The organism is Imperialibacter sp. (genome assembly GCF_040222815.1).
Lineage (GTDB): Bacteria > Bacteroidota > Bacteroidia > Cytophagales > Cyclobacteriaceae > Imperialibacter.
In genome coordinates, this window is sequence record NZ_JAVKCH010000026.1 from 95,480 (window position 1) to 113,973 (window position 18,494).

The 18,494-nt window shown below is 46.0% G+C and carries 19 protein-coding genes; 12 read left to right on the top strand and 7 right to left on the bottom strand.

Annotated features, from left to right (window positions below; all coding sequences use genetic code 11):
• The first annotated feature begins 171 nt into the window (after window positions 1-171).
• Complete coding sequence (locus tag RIF36_RS14185) at window positions 172-1,812, top strand: ABC-F family ATP-binding cassette domain-containing protein (RefSeq protein ID WP_350122275.1); 1,641 nt, start codon at window positions 172-174, stop codon at window positions 1,810-1,812.
• A gap of 75 nt (window positions 1,813-1,887) precedes the next feature.
• Here the strand turns inward: RIF36_RS14185 and RIF36_RS14190 are convergent, their stop codons facing one another.
• The 3 genes from RIF36_RS14190 to RIF36_RS14200 form a co-directional block, all read right to left on the bottom strand.
• The gene (locus RIF36_RS14190; protein WP_350122277.1) at window positions 1,888-2,415 is read right to left on the bottom strand and encodes a DUF4442 domain-containing protein; all 528 of its coding nucleotides are present in this window, start codon (window positions 2,413-2,415) and stop codon (window positions 1,888-1,890) included.
• Between the two features lie 98 nt (window positions 2,416-2,513).
• On the bottom strand, window positions 2,514-2,957 hold the full coding sequence (locus RIF36_RS14195; protein WP_350122279.1) for a hypothetical protein: 444 nt from the start codon (window positions 2,955-2,957) through the stop codon (window positions 2,514-2,516).
• 79 nt (window positions 2,958-3,036) lie between these two features.
• Window positions 3,037-3,780 carry a helix-turn-helix transcriptional regulator gene (locus tag RIF36_RS14200; protein WP_350122281.1) on the bottom strand — a complete coding sequence of 248 codons (744 nt, stop codon included), beginning with the start codon at window positions 3,778-3,780 and terminating at the stop codon, window positions 3,037-3,039.
• A 254-nt stretch (window positions 3,781-4,034) separates the two neighbouring features.
• Here RIF36_RS14200 and RIF36_RS14205 point away from each other — a divergent pair, with 254 nt between their 5' ends.
• The 5 genes from RIF36_RS14205 to RIF36_RS14225 all read left to right on the top strand — a co-directional run bounded on the left by RIF36_RS14205 (window position 4,035) and on the right by RIF36_RS14225 (window position 7,114).
• Window positions 4,035-4,676 carry an START domain-containing protein gene (locus RIF36_RS14205; protein ID WP_350122283.1) on the top strand — a complete coding sequence of 214 codons (642 nt, stop codon included), beginning with the start codon at window positions 4,035-4,037 and terminating at the stop codon, window positions 4,674-4,676.
• A 148-nt stretch (window positions 4,677-4,824) separates the two neighbouring features.
• A complete protein-coding gene (locus RIF36_RS14210) occupies window positions 4,825-5,259 on the top strand; it encodes an RrF2 family transcriptional regulator (RefSeq protein WP_317492016.1) in 435 nt (144 codons plus the stop codon).
• 145 nt (window positions 5,260-5,404) lie between these two features.
• Window positions 5,405-5,794, top strand: coding sequence for a group III truncated hemoglobin (locus tag RIF36_RS14215; protein WP_350122285.1), 390 nt, complete (start codon window positions 5,405-5,407; stop codon window positions 5,792-5,794).
• Window positions 5,795-5,812: 18 nt separating this feature from the next.
• Window positions 5,813-6,535 (top strand): iron-sulfur cluster repair di-iron protein, encoded by a 723-nt coding sequence (ric, locus tag RIF36_RS14220; RefSeq protein ID WP_350122287.1) that lies wholly within the window; start codon window positions 5,813-5,815, stop codon window positions 6,533-6,535.
• 117 nt (window positions 6,536-6,652) lie between these two features.
• The gene (locus RIF36_RS14225) at window positions 6,653-7,114 is read left to right on the top strand and encodes a hemerythrin domain-containing protein (protein WP_350122289.1); all 462 of its coding nucleotides are present in this window, start codon (window positions 6,653-6,655) and stop codon (window positions 7,112-7,114) included.
• Between the two features lie 67 nt (window positions 7,115-7,181).
• Here RIF36_RS14225 and RIF36_RS14230 read toward each other — a convergent pair whose 3' ends face one another.
• Window positions 7,182-9,338: a hypothetical protein gene (locus RIF36_RS14230; RefSeq protein ID WP_350122291.1), complete on the bottom strand. Its 2,157-nt coding sequence runs from the start codon at window positions 9,336-9,338 to the stop codon at window positions 7,182-7,184.
• Between the two features lie 31 nt (window positions 9,339-9,369).
• The gene (locus RIF36_RS14235) at window positions 9,370-10,746 is read right to left on the bottom strand and encodes a purple acid phosphatase family protein (RefSeq protein WP_350122293.1); all 1,377 of its coding nucleotides are present in this window, start codon (window positions 10,744-10,746) and stop codon (window positions 9,370-9,372) included.
• Between the two features lie 182 nt (window positions 10,747-10,928).
• On the opposite strand from RIF36_RS14235, the gene RIF36_RS14240 reads away from it, so the two are divergent.
• Together RIF36_RS14240 and RIF36_RS14245 are read left to right on the top strand one after the other, a co-directional pair.
• Window positions 10,929-12,290, top strand: coding sequence for a PhoPQ-activated pathogenicity-related family protein (locus RIF36_RS14240; RefSeq protein WP_350122295.1), 1,362 nt, complete (start codon window positions 10,929-10,931; stop codon window positions 12,288-12,290).
• 113 nt (window positions 12,291-12,403) lie between these two features.
• Window positions 12,404-15,007, top strand: coding sequence for a M1 family metallopeptidase (locus RIF36_RS14245; protein WP_350122297.1), 2,604 nt, complete (start codon window positions 12,404-12,406; stop codon window positions 15,005-15,007).
• Window positions 15,008-15,009: 2 nt separating this feature from the next.
• Here RIF36_RS14245 and RIF36_RS14250 read toward each other — a convergent pair whose 3' ends face one another.
• Complete coding sequence (locus RIF36_RS14250; RefSeq protein ID WP_350122299.1) at window positions 15,010-15,693, bottom strand: MCP four helix bundle domain-containing protein; 684 nt, start codon at window positions 15,691-15,693, stop codon at window positions 15,010-15,012.
• 33 nt (window positions 15,694-15,726) lie between these two features.
• On the opposite strand from RIF36_RS14250, the gene RIF36_RS14255 reads away from it, so the two are divergent.
• The 4 genes from RIF36_RS14255 (at window position 15,727) to RIF36_RS14270 (ending at window position 18,056) form a co-directional block, all read left to right on the top strand.
• Window positions 15,727-15,960: a DUF3820 family protein gene (locus tag RIF36_RS14255; protein ID WP_416865961.1), complete on the top strand. Its 234-nt coding sequence runs from the start codon at window positions 15,727-15,729 to the stop codon at window positions 15,958-15,960.
• 130 nt (window positions 15,961-16,090) lie between these two features.
• Window positions 16,091-16,642 carry a hypothetical protein gene (locus RIF36_RS14260; protein WP_350122301.1) on the top strand — a complete coding sequence of 184 codons (552 nt, stop codon included), beginning with the start codon at window positions 16,091-16,093 and terminating at the stop codon, window positions 16,640-16,642.
• A gap of 160 nt (window positions 16,643-16,802) precedes the next feature.
• Window positions 16,803-17,339, top strand: a complete 537-nt coding sequence (locus RIF36_RS14265; protein WP_350074000.1) for a hypothetical protein — start codon at window positions 16,803-16,805, stop codon at window positions 17,337-17,339.
• A gap of 171 nt (window positions 17,340-17,510) precedes the next feature.
• Window positions 17,511-18,056, top strand: a complete 546-nt coding sequence (locus RIF36_RS14270) for a hypothetical protein (RefSeq protein ID WP_350122303.1) — start codon at window positions 17,511-17,513, stop codon at window positions 18,054-18,056.
• Window positions 18,057-18,068: 12 nt separating this feature from the next.
• Here RIF36_RS14270 and RIF36_RS14275 read toward each other — a convergent pair whose 3' ends face one another.
• Entirely contained in the window at window positions 18,069-18,431 is a 363-nt protein-coding gene (locus tag RIF36_RS14275) for a glutaredoxin family protein (RefSeq protein WP_350122305.1), read from the bottom strand.
• Between the last annotated feature and the right edge of the window lie 63 nt (window positions 18,432-18,494).

The window sequence follows — 18,494 nt, forward strand, 5'->3', positions numbered from 1 at the left end:
CCTACTACTCAGTGTACCTGGTGCAGAGCATATTGCTTGCAGCAGCCTTCCTGCGATGCTTTCTTCGAATGACTTGATAGATGCAGAACTGGCAAGTTCTTTATCAAAATCAACACCCCCCCTCCCTTCTACCAAACTTATTAATACCTTTGCGGCCTAATTCGGTAAAATATGATCTCAGTTGATGCGGTGGGCGTCGAATTTAGCGGCACTACCCTTTTTAGCAATATCACTTTCAATGTCAATCCCACCGACCGCATTGCCCTCATGGGTAAAAACGGCGCCGGCAAGTCTACCCTCCTCAAAATCATCGCCGGAGAAAGCAAACCCACCCAAGGCAAGGTAACGGCACCAAAAGAGGCAGTCATCGCTTACCTGCCGCAGCACCTGCTCACGGCCGACGAATGCACGGTGTTTGAAGAAACATCAAAAGCGTTTTCCAAAATCCTGGACATGAAAAACAGGATGGAAGAGCTGAATCACCAGTTGGAAACCCGCACCGACTACGAATCAGATGCCTACAGCAAGATTATAGAAGAGGTGTCGGAGCTGAGCGAAAAGTACTACAGCATTGAAGAGATCAATATTGATGCGGAAGTAGAAAAGACATTGCTGGGGCTAGGCTTCGTACGGAGTGACTTCACCCGCTCGACCAGCGAGTTCAGCGGGGGGTGGCGCATGCGCATCGAGTTGGCCAAGATTCTGCTTCAAAAGCCCGACCTCATCCTGCTCGATGAGCCCACCAACCACCTCGACATAGAGTCGGTGCAGTGGCTGGAAGACTTCCTCAAAAACAGCGCAGGTGGAGTGATGGTCATCAGCCACGACAAAGCCTTTGTGGACAACCTGACCAACCGCACCATCGAAATCACCCGTGGCCGTATTTACGACTACAAAACCAACTACACGCACTATTTGGAGCTGCGCAAAGAACGCCGGGAGCAGCAGCAGCGCCAGTTCGACGACCAGGCGAAGCAAATTGCCGACATCCAGGGCTTCATCGACCGCTTCAAAGGCACTTACTCAAAGACTTTGCAGGTGCAGTCCCGGGTGAAAATGCTGGAGAAGATTGAAATAGTGGAGGTGGATGAAGTGGATACTTCAGCGCTGAACATCAAGTTCCCTCCTGCCACACGGTCGGGCAATTATCCGGTGATCGCCACCGATCTTGGCAAGTCGTATGGCGACCATGTCGTGTTCAAAGATGTCACACTGACCATTGCCCGTGGAGAGAAGGTTGCCTTTGTTGGCAAAAATGGTGAAGGAAAGTCGACCCTGGTGAAGGCCATTATGGGCGAGATTCCAGTCGACGGCACTTTGCAGGTAGGCCATAACAGTGAGATTGGCTACTTCGCTCAAAACCAGGCTTCGCTGCTCGATGAAAAGTTGACCGTCTTCGAAACAGTGGATGAAATCGCCAAAGGCGATATCCGGTCAAAGATCAAAGACCTGCTCGGGGCTTTCATGTTCAGCGGCGACACCATCGACAAGAAGGTGAAAGTGCTCTCAGGTGGTGAGCGCACCCGACTGGCGATGATCAAGCTGCTGCTACAGCCGGTAAACCTGCTTATCCTCGATGAGCCTACCAACCACCTCGACATCAAAACCAAGGACATCCTGAAAGATGCGCTAAAAGCGTTCGAAGGCACGCTTATCCTCGTTTCTCACGACCGTGATTTCCTCGACGGCCTGGCGGCGAAAGTATTTGAGTTTGGCAACAAGCGGGTAAAAGAGCACTTCGAAGACATCAATGGCTTCCTGCGGAACAAGAAGATGGAGAATTTGAAGGAGATAGAGAGAGCAACGAAGTAGAAATTAAAGAGTTTACTCTGTGCGGCACTGCACAGAGTAAACTCTTTAATCCTGGACACGCCTAACCTGACTTCGCTAGCGCTTTTTTGACTTTTCTCTTTTCTCTTTGAAATACGCTTTGTCGGCTACATAAATGGTCTTTTTCACCTCACAATAGACTATGGTCTTGTCTCTGTTGGTAAGTGATGTGGTTTTTACGATTTCAATTTCATTTTGCAGCCCCACTTTATTTCTGATTTCATCGACCTCTTCCAATGAGTAGGTGAAATCGGCGTAGATGTTTTCCCGGGCCGGGCGCTTGAAGAAAATTTGTGCCGATTTGTCCCAGACCACAAAGTCGTCACCGATGAGGTTCATCAACTGCACCATCGGAATCGGATCCACTGCCGCAAACATACTTCCTCCAAAAATGGAGTTCACATAGTTTCGGTTTTTGTAGCTAATGGGCAGCTTGATACTCACTTCCAATAGATCATTTGAAACATGAACTATCTTAGCGGTGCTTCTCCTATACATGGGCGATAGATTAAATCCATATTTGAAGAGTCTGGGCTTCCCCACGTACCTGGAGCCAATTTTTGCGATTGTTTGATATATAGACATGCTCAGCCTTTTTTTAATTCTCGCCAATCAGCTCAATATACGTAACAGCCCTTATCTCAGATATACTTCCGAGCAATCGTTGTAGCTGGCAGGCTCTATTATTTCCTTACCCGCACCTGCATTTTCATGAAATATCTACTTACGTAAAAAATAATAGCCCCTCCGATACCTTGTTCGACAACGTGATATATCGTGTTTTTCACCTCATAAAGTATCGATGTCTCGTGTGTGGCTGCCATTGCCAAGCCATGTGGAAACACCCATAAAACCCCAATGATGCAGCCATGCCTTATCCCTTTTGCCCAGGAGTTTTTCCCTTCCGTAGTTGAATAAATATAGGTCATTAAAAAAGCCAAAATAAAATAAGCGATCAAGGTGGTACCCAGCCCTTCGTGGTGCGGATGCATGTCCTTGTTAACGGTTGGCAATATCAAATTGTGGTAGAGCCCCCCTACTACCCACATGCCAAGTCCGGTTAATAGTGTAGAAGCAATAAACCACTTCAGTGTTTTTCCATTGCTCTTTGTTGAAATCTCATTCATAGTCATATCAGTTAGTAAGCTGTAAAATATATGACTGCAAAGCTCACTTCTCGGCGAGTGGAAAACTTGAACAAACGGACTATTTCAAACTTGTCGAAGGCTTTATTCCAAAATTGTCCTTGAACGTTCTGGTGAGGTGTGGTTGGTCTGCAAACCCGCCAATGAATGCTGCCTGTGTTAGGCTGTTTTGCTCATACATAGCAAAAATGGACTTTATCAGCTTGCTGTGGAGGACAAACTTTCGAAATGTAAGCCCTGTTTCTTTCTTGAACAATCGGTTAAAATGACTTACAGACAAACAAACCTGGGGTGCAACGTCACCTACAGATAGTTTCTGTCCATCGTTCTGCATAATCAGTTCAAAACTCGCCATCACCCTGCTATCAATCTCAATACTGTCACAGTGCAACCTGGGAATCGATGAAACTGCTTGCAACAACTCTTTAATTTTTTGCGGATCATGTCCATCCTGCCGGAACCAGTTTTTTATTTTCCTGAGCACTGAGTCGAAATCAGCAATATCCAGTGCTCTGATAGCACATTCGCCGTCCGACAATTTCAAGCCTTCGCTCGTGTAGGGTACGATATGAATAAACGCCAGGTAGTCCGTTTTTCCGCTCTTAAGACTATAGCTAACATTCTTCTGCACTAAGGCAGCACTATAGACGCTCTCTTTATGCCCTGCTAGCTTAATACTGAAAGTCTCACCAAATGAAATAATCACTGTGACTGCGTAGTGCTTATGAAAATCAGACTGGATGTTCTTTCCTATAAAAATGCCTCCAATGTCTGAAAACCCTATCTTAAAACTTCTCTTCGCCATTCAGGAGGAACATTTGGTTTTTTCTTTCAATGCGGGGAGAATATTTCGAAAGACTTTCATTTTTCAATGGCCATTTTACCGAATATGTGTGCCACCAGGCTGACAATCTAGCCGATTTTTCGGTTTTGAAAAAAAGTAACACTGTAAGCTAATTATGGAACATACCCTTTGTTCAAAAATAAAAGAGTACTAATTCAAAATCTCTACAGAATCAGGTCGTAAATTGACGCAAGAATTTTCCTTGTTTTCCACCTATGCTCCTGCGCATTTACCAGGTTATTGTCGCCCTCTTCGCCTTTTCGGTGCTGCCTCTCACTGCACAAAAAATAGAAAAAGCTAGCTGGGAGCTTGTGAGCAGTGAAAAAGAATTAAGCATTTACATCAGAGCATCCGACGGATCATTGATCAAGGAAATTCAGATCGTCACTACCATTGAAAGCACTATGCAGAGGGTGACCGACCTGCTCAGCGATGTCCCCAACTACAAGGCTTGGGTATATAAGTGCAATGATGCCAAAAGGATCAAGACGACGTCAGCTAACGACTTTCACTACTACGTTGAGACGGCCCTTCCCTACCCTTTCAGCAACAGGGACTTGTCGATCCACTCGACGCAATGGTGGAACAAAGAAACCGGTGTCTACCACTCTCACTCAGTCGCTGCTGCCAACGCTGTTCCTGAAAAAAAGGGAATTGTCCGGGTCACAGAATTTGAATCGAAATGGGAAATAAGACCACGAAACGATGGCAGGGTGGATATTGTTTACACTGCCTTGGCTAACCCAGGAGGAGAGATACCTGTTTGGCTTGTCAATATGCTCATTACCAGGGGCCCTCTTGAAACAATGCAGAGGTTTACTGAGCTTGCCAGGGTGTTTGAAAGCAGCGAAGACTGACCACACCTCTTTTTAGCTTCTATTGTCAGGTAGCATTTTACTCTATGGTGCTTATCGCAACGATTAGTTTTTTCTCTGCATTTTTTAATTCGGATAAATTTATCCGAATTAAAAAATTGTTTTATATCTTTGACACAAACAAACCACAATGTTCTCAAAAGCCTGTGAATATGGAATCAGAGCCACCTTGCACATCGCTCTTTTGTCGATGGATGGCGTGAGGGTAAGCCTGAAGGATATCGCCAGAGACATCGACTCTCCGGTTGCCTTCACAGCCAAGATTTTGCAACAACTCGCCCGCAACAACATCATCGATTCAGTGAAAGGGCCTGTTGGTGGTTTTGAAATCCAGAAGGATAAAATAGCGTCTATCAAACTGAGCCAAATTGTATTTGCGATAGATGGTGACAGTATCTATCGGGGATGCGGCCTGGGTCTCAAAGAGTGCAATGCGCTGGAGCCCTGCCCTTTACACGAAAAGTTTGTGTTGATACGTAACGATTTGAAGGAAATGCTGGAAACAACCAGCCTGTATGAGTTAACAAAAGGGCTTGATGTGGGCCTCACTTTTCTGAAACGGTAAAAAAAATTTGATCCTTAAAAAGATAAAAAGGTCTTAAATTCTTTATAATGAAATTCAAGCAGCTGTCATTACCCCTATTCATTTGCCTTGCTTCCAGCACTCCTCTGGCAGATCGGCAGGTTAAACTTTACAAATCTTCATTCTGATGAACAAAGACATTCAAAACAAAGATGACATAAAACTGCTGGTCAACGACTTCTACTCAAAAGTAAGGGAGGATGAATTGCTCAAAGACATCTTCAATGGCGTGATACAGGACAGATGGCCTGTGCACCTGGAAAAGATGTACAAATTCTGGCAAACCGTCCTTTTGGAAGAGCACACCTACTATGGCAGCCCCTTCGCCCCTCACGCACATTTACCGGTAAACAAAGCCCATTTCGAGAGGTGGATCGAGTTATTCCATCAAACCCTTGATGAGCATTTCGAAGGAGAAAGAGCCCTGGAAGCCAAATGGAGGTCGGAGAAAATGGCTGAAATGTTTCTTTACAAAATCGAGTACTTCAAAACCAGCGGAACAAAACCCTTAGTATGAATTTAAACTTCAATTATCATGAATAATCTTATAGACAAAACAATCGGAGAAATAGTAGCCGAAGACTACCGCACAGCAGAGGTATTCGGGAACCATGGCATTGACTTCTGCTGCAAAGGCAACCGCAGCATTCAGGAAGCTTGCACCAAAGCCAATATTGATCAGGCAAAGCTCACAGCGGAGGTTGAAGCCATATTGAACAAAGGCGAAACTGCCTCCTACGACTACCAGTCGTGGCCACTGGATAAGCTGGCTGATCATATAGAGCAAAAGCACCACCACTATGTTGAGGAGAAAATGCCGGTTCTCAAACAATATCTGGAGAAGCTGTGCCAGGTGCATGGGAAAAGTCACCCAGAACTATTTGAGATAACCAGGCTGTTCACTGCCTCCGCAGGAGAACTGGCCATGCACATGAAAAAGGAAGAATTTATCCTGTTTCCTTTTGTGCGCAAAATGGAAAGAGTGAAAAAAAGTGGCGAAAAGATAACCTACGCACAGTTTGACACGGTGGAAAGCCCCGTTAAAATGATGATGGAGGAGCATGAAACTGAGGGAGATCGCTTCCAGCAAATCAGCGAGTTGAGCAATCACTACTCCCTGCCGGACGATGCCTGCAACACCTACCGGGTCACCTATGCCATGTTAAAGGAGTTTGAGGAAGATTTACACCTTCACATTCATCTGGAGAACAATATATTGTTTCCTAAATCCATAGCATTGGAGAAGCAGCTCAGTTGAACTGGCAAATGCACTGATTCTATAAAAAACAGCTCACGATCAGGTGAAAATGTGTTCGTGAGCTGACTATCTTACACCCGAAACGGTGAAACACACCACAACTCAAAACTGTCATCCATGAAAGAGCGCACACCCATAAAAAGAGCTAAGCAGCTTCAGCCCCTGAGCCGTGATCATCATCATACCTTGCTGTTGTGTTGGAAGATTAGAAAAGGCTTCGCTAAGGATATAGCACCTGAGCGCATTAAAAAATATGCAGACTGGTTCTTTGAAAATCACATTCTACCGCATTTCGTGGCCGAAGAGAGTTATATCTTTCCGATACTTGGCAGTGAAAACGAGCTGGTGAAAAAGGCATTAATGGAGCATCGAAGGCTTACCAGGCTATTCAATGACGACGAGGCTGAAAAGTCCCTGAGTTTGATCGAAGAAGAGCTGGAAAAACATATCCGATTTGAAGAAAGGGTTCTTTTCAACGAAATCCAGCAAAAGGCATCGGAGGAGCAACTGGCGCTAATCAGCTCCCTGCATGAAGAACATAGTTTTGTTGACCTGAAGGATGATGAATTCTGGAAGTAAAGAGGATAAAAACCTCATTGCCTGCCAACGGAACATGCCCCAGCCCCACCCGGAATTACCCACCAGGTCACTTCAGCACGCCCAGGTACCTCGCCATCCAATACGGCAACAAATATTCGTCCCCGGCTAATACCGAGTTGCCCTCACTCCCACCATCCAACTCAAAGGGATTGGCGTTGTGCCGGTGCGTCCGGCGCTCGCCGGGGGTTAGCAGCACCTTTGTTGTTTGGCCACGAAAGTTGGGGTCTAGCAGTTCCAGGTCTTGACGATGGGAGTTCTTTACTGCATACGACATCTGATCGAGGCCAAACTCCTGCAAATGCCAGCGCACATCTTCCAAATTGATATCACCAGCTGTTCCGTAAGTTAGCAGATTCCAAAGCGCATTCCTTTCTGGCAATTCAATCTTCCAATGGTCGGTGATAATGTCTGTATAATGCTGCTTCAGGGTGTCGTTGAGTGCATAATGATAAAGAGGCCAGTAAGTAAGAAAGGCCATTTCGTCATCGGAATGGTTCCAACTGTCGCCCATGGTGTGTCCATCGTACATCACAATGTGCTCTTTCATATCGTACATACTGGGAAGCATGTTTTTGAAATAGCCAAACTCGTTCATCACTTTGAACATCTCAGTTTTGTAGCGCTCCTTTTTGGTGAGTGCATAGGCCAACTGCAGACCTGCCACAAGGTGCATACTGTTGAGCTTTCTATCATACACTTCTGAGGGGTACATGTTCACATATTCAGAATTCCAACGCCCCCAGGTGGTGGGTTTACCATCCAGGTCTACGAAGTAGTAGTCGTTGTCAAGAATATGGGTCATGATGGCATCAATAAAGTCGGCCACCCTTTTCTTCTCCTCCGGCGCTTTGGCAATAAACTGATCCATCAGTGACGCTACAAACAGATAGGCGATGTATTCATCGGAGCTGGTGGTGCCCTTCCACTCCCAGCCTTCTTCTGGTGACTTCCGCCACCGGTCGGGGTCATTCACTTTATAGCCCTCCCGCTCAAAGGTTCTGGAGGGGAAGCCCTTCAACTGATTGACAGTCAAAAGCCGTTCGAAAGCTTCAAACGATTCCCAAACATATCGCTTGGCCGCCTCTTCGCCAGTAACAGCATAACGAAACACCTGACTGCCCAGGTAAAAGGACGTCCACAGGCCATCATTGTCGTGGTCTATGATTTCCTCGGAGGTTAAATCGTAAGCTACAGGCAACTGTGGCGCACAGACAAAGCCGTACCGCATGTGGTATTTGCGAATGCGGTCCTGAAAAAATTCCGTCTTTCCAGCGAGCGTAAAGGGCATTTGTTCAATCATATTGAGCCCCGTGGGTGTGAGCAGATAGATATTGCCACTGGCATCCGCTGCCATGTCGATCACTTCGTTAACATCCAGCCATCGTTTAGAAGCAAAATATCGATACCTATCACTCTCTTTTCTAAAAGCTCCGTCGGCAGTTGAAAACCAAAGCTCGTTGTTTCCGGTCAGCAACATCTTTCTTATGGCGGGCACCGGCAGTCTTGAATTGGTGTCTGTTACCCTTTTTCCCTGGCCATCAGTTGTGTAGTAGCCATTTTTTGTCCCGACAGTGATTCCGCTTTCACTAAACACCAAAGACGTCATGTCAAGCCCTTCATGCATCACCTTCCATGCCTTTCCTTCGAGTTTGTAAATAGCTTTGGCTGTGAGCGCTAAGAATTGTTCTTTGGCAACATAGAGATCAATTACTGCTTCTTTCGGCACTGTCAAATCGGTTATTTTCTTATTTCCATCAAAAAGAGCGGCCTTCTTCTCACCCATCAGCAACACCTTCAGGTCTTTGCTAACGCTGATGCGGCTGTACAGCTCTGGCTCTAGCTTTGTATCCAGCGTACCTGCGTATCCATTGGTGAGAAACTTGTCTTTGTACAGATAGAAAAGGATGCCAGTGCTCTCTTGCGTGGTGATGTCAACCGGCACCTTATCGGCCAGCGACCGACAGGTGCGATCAGGGGCTAGCTGATACTCGGGAAAGTCTCTATAAAGACCCTTGTCAGTTAGAACATGCACGATGTTGTTGTAGTCAACTATCACCTTTTTTGGCCGGCTTTCATTAAAACCAATTGGTACCAAGTATTGATGCCCAACCAATTGGATATAGGGCTCGTCAGCCACTTGTGCGGCTGCCTGCCAGGTGCTGAAAGCCGCCACCAGAACGAAAAAACAGCATCTATTCTTCATAATAACAGTATTAATAGGGTGTTAGCGTTCGCTACTCAGTCCTTTCCGGAGTATTGGGAATCTTGTTGATCAGTACATTTGGCTTACCAGCTTTCTTCACCAAATCAAAGGCATCATACAACTCACCCTTCGCTGTAAACGCATTATACGTCGCTGTATCTTCTCCCACTTTTATCACCTGAAACAACTGCGTATTGGCAGCCTTTCGCTCCATCCATTTATCATCGCTAATGTCGTACATTTTCGGGCCGCTCACGGAAACCACATACATCGTACCAGAGCGATCCTCCCTCACGCTGGCACCTGTGGCTATGTTGTTCACCATTCCCCGGCCATAGGCATGGTCATGGCCCTGCAGCACGAGATCCACGTGGTGCTTGTCAAACAACGGTTTGAAACTTTCTCTCAGGGTCAGGTTATCTCTATCGGGTTTGGTAGAAAATACCGGATAGTGAAAGGTGATCACCGTCCACTTTTTTGGGTTATTGGTGAGTACAGAATCCAGCCATTGCGCCTGCAAGGCTCTGAAGTGTTCCGATTCGTCAATCTGTTCGGCATCGAGAGAAACTACCTTCATCTGCGGAAAATCAATTACATAGCAGGTTTCCTCCAGGCCGACAGGGCCATTTTTTGGCAGGTTAAACTGGGGGCGCCATTGCGGCGAAAGCACCACGTCTTTATACTCGTGGTTGCCGGGCGTCATCACCGCCGGCACCATAGCATGAATAAAACCCCCGGCATGAAACCACTCCCCCCATTCAACATCTCTGTCGTGCCTGTTGATCAGGTCTCCGGCGTGCAACATAAAGTCGACGTCTGGCAGGGTGTGGTAAGCCTCCCTTATCACCCTCGACCACATCGACTTCACGTCATTTTGGGCATCCCCGAAATAGATAAAAGAAACCGGGCCATTTTCTTGCGGCATCTCGATCTGGTACCATTCCGACCAATAAGGTTCGGAGCCCACCCGGTACACATATTTACCTCCCGGCAGCAACTCACTAATAATAGCTGAATGGTAGTTGGCTGATATTTCGGGTTCTTCTTCCCGTGAGACTGTCAGAGGTTCCGTGGCAGCGGCTATGGTTCTAACACTGTCTTTGAACTCCGGGCCATCAGAAGCAACGGCCACCTCCACAGTACCTTGGGAGATTTTGGTGGAGGTGCGCCAATTAACAGCTACCGAATGAATTGGGTCTTCGGTCAGATTAAGAATGACCCGGTCAGGTTCGTTGCCAGGAAAAAGCAGTTTCGCATTCGGGAGGCTATCAGCTAGGCTGTGTTGATGACTATGCTCGTGGGCGTGGTGGTCTTCAGCGCTGTTTTGCTGGCAGCTGAAAAGCACAACCACAGCGACTAGCGTCATAATACCGAGTGGGCCGAACCGAATCAATTTACTTAAGATCATTGTGATGTTGTCGTTAGTTGAAGGTAATTCCTTTGTCTTTTTCCTGTCCTAAAGTAACTATTTTTTCCTCCTGCGAATATGAAGATTTGTTAACAGGAAGAGAAGCAGTAGAAGTTGTCGCAAGAAATTCCAGATTAAATAGCTAAGTTTTGCCATTGTTTTAACCGCCACCCCTCAAAAAAATGACACCGAAACGTCCATTCCTTATCCTTTTCCTGCTATTCGCTGTTGGCTTATCCACTACGGCAGTTGCCCAAAGTAACCCTTCTGCCGACAATGCGCTGGAGAGTTATTTGAACAATGGCGACCAAACTTATGAATGGGTGGTGACCGATACCTTCGAAACTGAGGGGGTAAAGGGATACCAGCTCATTTTAACCTCTCAAAAATGGAGGGAATATACCTGGAAGCACCAGTTAACAGTATTTGTTCCGGAGAAGGCTACCCAAACCGAAAGCCTCCTGTTTATCTCCGGCGGTTCAAACAAAGACAGCCAGCCCAACCCGAGAAGCAATCAGGACGAACTCAGCAAAGCCCTGGCGCATATTGCGTCCACCAATAGCGCCATCGTGTCTCTTATCCGCCAGGTGCCTAATCAGCCGCTCTACGGCGACAAGACAGAGGACGTGCTTATCTCCTACACCCTGCACAACTTCACCGAGACGGGCGACTATACATGGCCCCTGCTGTTTCCTATGGTAAAGAGCGTGGTGAAGGGAATGCGGGCAGTACAGGAGTTCTCAAAAGACCAACTGCGCCAGCCGGTAAATGAATTTGTGTTGTCGGGGCTTTCCAAACGTGGCTGGACAACCTGGCTCACCGGAGCCAACGACGACCGGGTAATTGCCATCGCTCCTATGGTGATTGACGTGCTTAACATGCCGGTAAGCCTGCAATACCACCTGGAAGCGTGGAACGAATACAGCCCGGAAATAAATGACTACGTGAGCCTGGGTATTCCACAGGCATCCGCTACAGAATCAGGGCAAAAAATCAATGCGATGGTTGATCCGTACTCCTACAGGGGAAAGCTTAACAAGCCCAAGATGATCTTCATTGGCACCAACGACCCCTATTGGCCAGTGGATGCTGTCAAGCACTATATCGACAGCATTCCTGGGCAAAATTTCATCCACTATGTGCCCAATGCCGGCCACGATATTGACGATCACCCACAGACTTTTAAAGCATTAAATGCATTTTTCGGCTTGACAGCTAATGGAAAATCGTATCCTGCGTGTGATTGGGACATCGATATCAAAGAGAAAGAAATCGTGCTGACAGTCACTCCTTCACCAAAAAAACTGGTCGATGCCACGCTTTGGCAGGCAACATCCAATGACCGGGACTTCAGGGATGAAGTATGGGTGGGGAAAAGCCTGAATGCATCAAAGGCAAAGGAAGTAGTAGTAAAAGAGGCCTACCCTGCTTCCGGTTTCAAAGCATTTTACGTTGACCTGAAGTATTTAGACACAGCGGGAAATGAATTCACCGAGAGCACCCGGATGTTTGTTGCAAACCCTCAAAAAGTGTTTATCGACTGACGCCTGTAGTATCCACGACTCATACTCTTCGCAAGAGCAACCTGGCATTTACACCAAAGGTTCTCACCTCTCTGCGGGCTTTTAGTAATATTACTTACTTAAAAGACTCAACCATGACCAAGCGAAGTCTCGCTCCAGCAGTGCTGTTCATTTCCTCCTTACTTTGGTACGGATGTGCCAGCACCACTGACACACCGCCAGTTGTCGAAACCGGCGTATCGCTCGAGCTGGCCAACTATCGAAAAACGGTCATCAGCGCACTTGCCTACCAGCTATCATTCGACATCCCGGACGACAAATCAGAAGACATCCCCGCCTCGGAGGTGATCACTTTCAAATTAAGCAAGAACGACGCTGATCTCCAGATAGACTTCAAAGAGGATTCCGATCATGTTTTAGAAGTAGTTGTTAACAGCACGACTATTGCTGTAGACCACCGGGAGGAGCATATCATCGTTCCGAAAAGCGCATTGAGGACAGGCTCCAATAGCATCAAAATCACTTTCGTTGCAGGCAACCTGTCTCTTAACCGCAACGACGAATATCTTTATACACTGTTAGTGCCTGACAGAGCCCGCACGGTCTTCCCCTGTTTCGATCAACCCAACCTGAAGGCTTCTTATCAACTGAGTCTCACCATGCTTGGCCACTGGCAGGCACTTTCCAACGGCCCCCTGGCCGATTCGGTGATTTCCGGAGAGCGAAAGACATTTAACTTCATGCCTTCTGATACCATCAGCACCTATTTGTTTGCTTTTGCGGCAGGTAAATTTCAAAAGGTAACCCGAACCGTCGATGGCCGCACCATGAGCCTCTTTCACCGTGAAACCGACGAGGAAAAGATCTCCGAAAGCATTGACACAATATTTTACCTGCACGACAAAGCCCTCGATTTTCTCGAAGAGTATACGGCCATCCCCTACCCATTCAAAAAGTTCGACTTCGTTGCCATTCCCGACTTTCAGTATGGTGGCATGGAGCATGTAGGAGCCATTCAGTACCGTGCTTCCTCTCTTTTTCTTGATAAAACCGCTACGCAGAGCCGCAAGATTGGCAGAGCCAATCTCATTGCGCACGAAACGGCTCATATGTGGTTTGGTGACCTGGTCACCATGGACTGGTTCAACGATGTGTGGATGAAAGAGGTGTTTGCCAACTTCATGGCCGACAAGGTATCAGAGGTAACCTTCCCAGACACAGGCAGCGACCTCAAATTTCTGCTGGCTCACTACCCCGCAGCCTATGCAGTTGACCGTACGCCTGGTGCTAACCCGGTACGCCAGCAGCTTGATAATCTGAAGGACGCTGGCAGCATGTACGGAGCCATCATCTATCATAAAGCACCCATTGTGATGAAACAGCTGGAAATGCTGATGGGAAAACAGGACTTCCAACAAGGTCTGCAGCAGTACCTGTCCGAGTTTGCGTTTTCAAATGCAACCTGGACTGACTTGATTAATATACTGGATCAACTAACCGATGAAGATCTGCTGGCATGGAATAAAGTGTGGGTAGAAGAGCCATTCAGACCCGTTTTTAGTTATGATATGAAGAACGATGAGGGCTTGATAACGGCCTTGACCATCTCTCAAAAGGAAGAAAAAACGACTACCACATCCTCCGGTGATAAAGTTTGGTCGCAATACTTCAAAGTTGGCCTGAGCCATGGGGACAGCCTCATTCAGGTGCCTGCGCTTTGCTATCGTTCGGTAGCGGACGTCAGCCAGGCTACAGGCAGGCCTAAGCCAAATTATATCGTTTTCAACACCTCTGGCGAAGGGTACGGTGTGTTCCCAATCGACTCCACCATGCTTCCTTACATAGGCACATGGAACGATCCGGTTGCGAGAGCATCAGCCTATATCAACAATTACGAAAACATGCTCAATGGCGACGGCATTACACCCACCGAGCTGCTAGCACTGAATACTGCTCTGCTCTCTCAGGAAACAGAGGAGCTTTCGGTTCGACAACTTACCAGTCAGCTAATTGCGACCTATTGGCAGTTTATTACCCCATCAAACAGGAAGCTGCTCAGCCAATCATTGGAAAGCGATGTTTGGGCAGCTATGGAACAAGCCCCCTCAGCCAGCATCAAAAAGATGCTATTCGGAGCATTCCAGGAGATTGCCACCTCAGAAAAAGCATTGGAAAAGCTGTATGGCATTTGGAAGTCGGAAACGCCACCAAAGGATGTTAGACTATCTGAGGACGACTACACTGGCCTGGCAGCCACGCTAAGCCTGCTGAGTCACCCAAAATCTGTCGAAATTCAACAGCAACAGCTAGCGAGAATTAAAAATGGTGATCGGAAAAAACGCTGGGAATTTCTTCTTCCCGCACTATCAAGCGACACAGCAACCCGCAATGCTTTTTTTGAAGGCTTGAAACTAGCCGAAAACAGGGAAAAAGAATCGTGGGTGAGCACCGCAGTATCTTACCTGCATCATCCGGAAAGGCAGCATGTCTCTATCGGCTACTTGAAGGAGAGCCTTGAGTTGCTTTCTGACATACAGGCTACTGGTGATATATTTTTCCCGACTGCATGGCTAAGCGCTACTTTCGGAGCCTACCAAAGCGACGAAGCAGCATCAATCGTCAACAGCTTTCTTTTGGCCCGCCCTAATTATCCTCTGAAACTGAAAGGAAAGATATTGCAAGCAACCGACGACCTGAACAGGGCCAGCAGGCTGCTGAAGAGTCAATCAAATCTCTGATCTTAATTAAGATGAAAGGGCTGATTGCTCTTTCTTTGCACTGTTCTTGTTGTTAATAGAATCACGTGAACAAGCAAGCTGAGCACAATAGCCACGCCTACCTCTAAAAATGTGAGCATATGAACACTCGCTTTAATATGGTGAGAATCGTTGAGCAACTCCCTGCCATTGTTCGATTGAATTTCTGTTAATTGGTGCAGGTCACTTAGCATAGCATTGAAGCGATCCCCTCCTTCGTTTTCCAGCATTGCCAGTGCCTGCCTTGAATCATTTGCATACGCCAGGTTTATCACCTTGTTCTCGAGTTGGTCGTATGCCTCCCTTCTTTCCTTAAACTCACTTAAAAGATTCGCCTCATCCAGTACAAAATAGGTTTTTTCAATTTCAGTCACCAGTGAATCAATTCTGCTGTCATAGGTGTCGAGCTTGTCGCTTAAATCCGTTTTCTCAATACTCGGCGCCAATACATTCTTTTCAAGGAGCAACCGCTTTTGATAAAGAGTTTCCGTGATATAAAAAAACTCAGTCGCTGGCATAAGCCTGTCATTATAAATGGAGGTGAATGACCTGTCCATGCTGTCTATGTCTCTTTGCATTACCAGGTTGCTTATCACAAGCAAGGCAACTATTATTGCTAAAATGACAGAAACTCGCATCTGATTGCCTATTTTGAAAGCCCACCTCATCACATAGTTTTTTTTTTAAAAAATGCTATTAACGTGAATTCACCTGATCCCAGCATCCTGACTGACATAGTTAAGACAAAAATGCCGTTCGGCAAATACAAGAATGTTTTAATATGTGACCTACCCGAAAACTACCTTGAGTGGTTCAAGAGTGCCGGCTTTCCGCAGGGGAGGCTTGGTATGATGCTTTCTACTATGTATGAAATTCGGCTCAATGGGCTGACCGACCTGCTCAGTCAACTAAAAAAAATCCACAGAAACCCATAGGTTACAGAGGCCGTTAAACCCCCGAACGGCACCGTTGCACTTATGTAAATACAAAAACAACCAAGATTTCTTATATTTACTATGCCAATTGGCTTAATAATTGCGTTAGGTGTGTAAATTATTTTTGTGTATGAAATTAAGAATTGTTCAATTAACCCTGATATCAATTCTCGCATCTGCCTGTATTACCGGACTGTCGGCACAATCTACGGACAGTGTGAGCATCGTCAAGAAGTTTGATGAATTGGTTTTAAAGTGGGATTTATTAGCCGTTGAGCTTGGCAAATACGAAGGCCTGGACAAGTACTGCACTGATAAGCCCTTCCAGGACAATGTAATCAAGACGCTTGAAGAAATTCACCATTATGATACACTGCTCTACCAAACGCTTGCAAAGAAAGCACGGTACGACAAGAGTTCAGAACTCAAAAAGACACTCAAACAAATAGAAGAGTTTGAAACTGAGTTCAAAGGACCCAGCTTTTTGAAAAAACTTCATGATGAATGTGTGGGCCGCAGAGAAATAGAGAAAGACTACAAAGAAACCAGAAATGACATCGGCATGAACTCCTACGATGGGCAAGTGCTTGTTCTGGAAGCGGATCTTAATAAGTATATCCAACACATCACCAAGTTAATGGATCATATTGAGGAGCATATCCACCATTTGCATCTTGAATAGCCGCCATGTGGCAAATACGTAATTTCTGAAATCCGGCCCTTTTTCGGTCAACCTGACGCCCTGCCTGTCGTATATTTGTATATTCCTGCATCCTTCCAACCGAAGCCTGTTCTAGTTAATTCACCCAGCGAACCCAGGGCTGTTTTAAAACTAGACATAGATGAAAAAATATTTGCTTGTACTTATTACTGCGGCAGTTCCCATACTACCGTTGCGGGCAAACAACGGTGAAAACGGGATTTTCAAAGACTTTAAAGAGCTAACCCACAAGTGGTATTTCGTCTCAGATAAGCTTGTAACTTACAGAGGATTGTCAAAATACTGCGGCGATCCCACTTTTCAAGATGAAGTGAAAAGTGTATTAAAAGAGATTCACGCCTACGATAGCGCCCTTTATATTCGTGTATCTTCGATGATAAAGGAGGAACCGAGCAAGGAGTTGAAAAAGACTTTGAGACAAATCGGCCATTTGGAACACAAGCTAAATGCCCTCTCGCTGTCGAAGACGTTGTACAGTGAGTGCCACAACCAAAGACAGCTCGAAAGAGAGTACAAAAAGGTAAAAAACTATTTTGGCGCTCACTCCTTCGACAACCAGATTGTAGTTACAGAAGTCTTCTTAAAAAAGCACGTTGACCGGATCAACAAAATCATGGAAAACATAGAAGACCACTTCCATCACCTCAACGCAGATTAGGTGGGGCAGGAATCCGATGTGGGAAATACGTAATTTTCCAAAATTGTCAGCTCGCCAATATTTGGTCACCAATTCCGTTCCCTACATTTGTTGTATTCCTGCAACACTACCACATGTTCTGTACTAGTTTGTTTACAAAGGCATTGCCATTACCACAACTAAACATATACTATGCTCAGACGTCTAGCTCTTGCAATTTCTTGCCTCTTTTTGGCTGGAAGTACATACGCCACTGGTGACCAAAATGAAAGTGCCCTTCTGGTCAGTAAATTCAACGACCTTACCAACCAGTGGGCTTTGATCTCTTACGACCTCAGGACATACGACGGGCTTAAGAAGTATTGCGCAGATCACTCCTTTAGAAGGAATGTAGCAGAGACCCTCAATGGCATCCACCATTACGACAGCCTTTTATACGAAAGACTAGCTGTAAAGGCCAGGTTCAGCAACAACCATGAGATCAAGAAAGTAATTCATCAAATTGAGGCATTTGAAACCAAGTACAAAGCTGCCAACTTTTCAAAAACACTCTCGGAGGAATGCTCCGATCAAAGGTCTCTTGAGAAGAATTCAGATGAGCTAAGAAACGACATCGGCATGAACTCGTACGACAGTCAGGTAATTTTGCTGGAGGCTACTCTCGACAAGTATGTAAAAAATATTACGAAACTGATGGACCATATTAATGATCACATCCACCACTTGCACATTGATTGAGTAGTCCTTCCTCTATCGCTTCACGAACGCCAGTACCTGTGGCAGCTCGGGGCTAACTAGTACCCTGCCTTCAATGTCGACTACCGGCAATGAGATATTTCCCATGAATCTGGCTGCTTCAAGCTTTCTCAGCATCTCATCTGCCTTATCCTGGTCCGCATCCACATCATAAAAAGTATACTTTATGTTGAGTGAATCCATCTTCTTTCGGAAATTAATACAATGATCACATGTATTAACTCCATACACAATCATTTGCTTTTGTGTATCGCTTTCAGCTGCCTTGTTTTCAGAAGTATCCTTCGTAACTGGTCCGCACGAAAGCAATAAGACAAATACCGAAAGGATGGAAATCGCTGTAATGTTATTTTTCATAGCCCAATCTTACGGATTTTTTATCTTTATCCATACTGGTTTTGTACATAGTAAGGAGAGCAT

Coding starts and splice junctions, on each gene's coding strand:
- RIF36_RS14185 (WP_350122275.1), top strand. CDS start 172: ATGATCTCAGTTGATGCGGTGGGCGTCGAATTTAGCGGCACTACCCTT.
- RIF36_RS14190 (WP_350122277.1), bottom strand. CDS start 2,415: ATGTCTATATATCAAACAATCGCAAAAATTGGCTCCAGGTACGTGGGG.
- RIF36_RS14195 (WP_350122279.1), bottom strand. CDS start 2,957: ATGAATGAGATTTCAACAAAGAGCAATGGAAAAACACTGAAGTGGTTT.
- RIF36_RS14200 (WP_350122281.1), bottom strand. CDS start 3,780: ATGGCGAAGAGAAGTTTTAAGATAGGGTTTTCAGACATTGGAGGCATT.
- RIF36_RS14205 (WP_350122283.1), top strand. CDS start 4,035: ATGCTCCTGCGCATTTACCAGGTTATTGTCGCCCTCTTCGCCTTTTCG.
- RIF36_RS14210 (WP_317492016.1), top strand. CDS start 4,825: ATGTTCTCAAAAGCCTGTGAATATGGAATCAGAGCCACCTTGCACATC.
- RIF36_RS14215 (WP_350122285.1), top strand. CDS start 5,405: ATGAACAAAGACATTCAAAACAAAGATGACATAAAACTGCTGGTCAAC.
- ric (WP_350122287.1), top strand. CDS start 5,813: ATGAATAATCTTATAGACAAAACAATCGGAGAAATAGTAGCCGAAGAC.
- RIF36_RS14225 (WP_350122289.1), top strand. CDS start 6,653: ATGAAAGAGCGCACACCCATAAAAAGAGCTAAGCAGCTTCAGCCCCTG.
- RIF36_RS14230 (WP_350122291.1), bottom strand. CDS start 9,338: ATGAAGAATAGATGCTGTTTTTTCGTTCTGGTGGCGGCTTTCAGCACC.
- RIF36_RS14235 (WP_350122293.1), bottom strand. CDS start 10,746: ATGATCTTAAGTAAATTGATTCGGTTCGGCCCACTCGGTATTATGACG.
- RIF36_RS14240 (WP_350122295.1), top strand. CDS start 10,929: ATGACACCGAAACGTCCATTCCTTATCCTTTTCCTGCTATTCGCTGTT.
- RIF36_RS14245 (WP_350122297.1), top strand. CDS start 12,404: ATGACCAAGCGAAGTCTCGCTCCAGCAGTGCTGTTCATTTCCTCCTTA.
- RIF36_RS14250 (WP_350122299.1), bottom strand. CDS start 15,693: ATGAGGTGGGCTTTCAAAATAGGCAATCAGATGCGAGTTTCTGTCATT.
- RIF36_RS14260 (WP_350122301.1), top strand. CDS start 16,091: ATGAAATTAAGAATTGTTCAATTAACCCTGATATCAATTCTCGCATCT.
- RIF36_RS14265 (WP_350074000.1), top strand. CDS start 16,803: ATGAAAAAATATTTGCTTGTACTTATTACTGCGGCAGTTCCCATACTA.
- RIF36_RS14270 (WP_350122303.1), top strand. CDS start 17,511: ATGCTCAGACGTCTAGCTCTTGCAATTTCTTGCCTCTTTTTGGCTGGA.
- RIF36_RS14275 (WP_350122305.1), bottom strand. CDS start 18,431: ATGAAAAATAACATTACAGCGATTTCCATCCTTTCGGTATTTGTCTTA.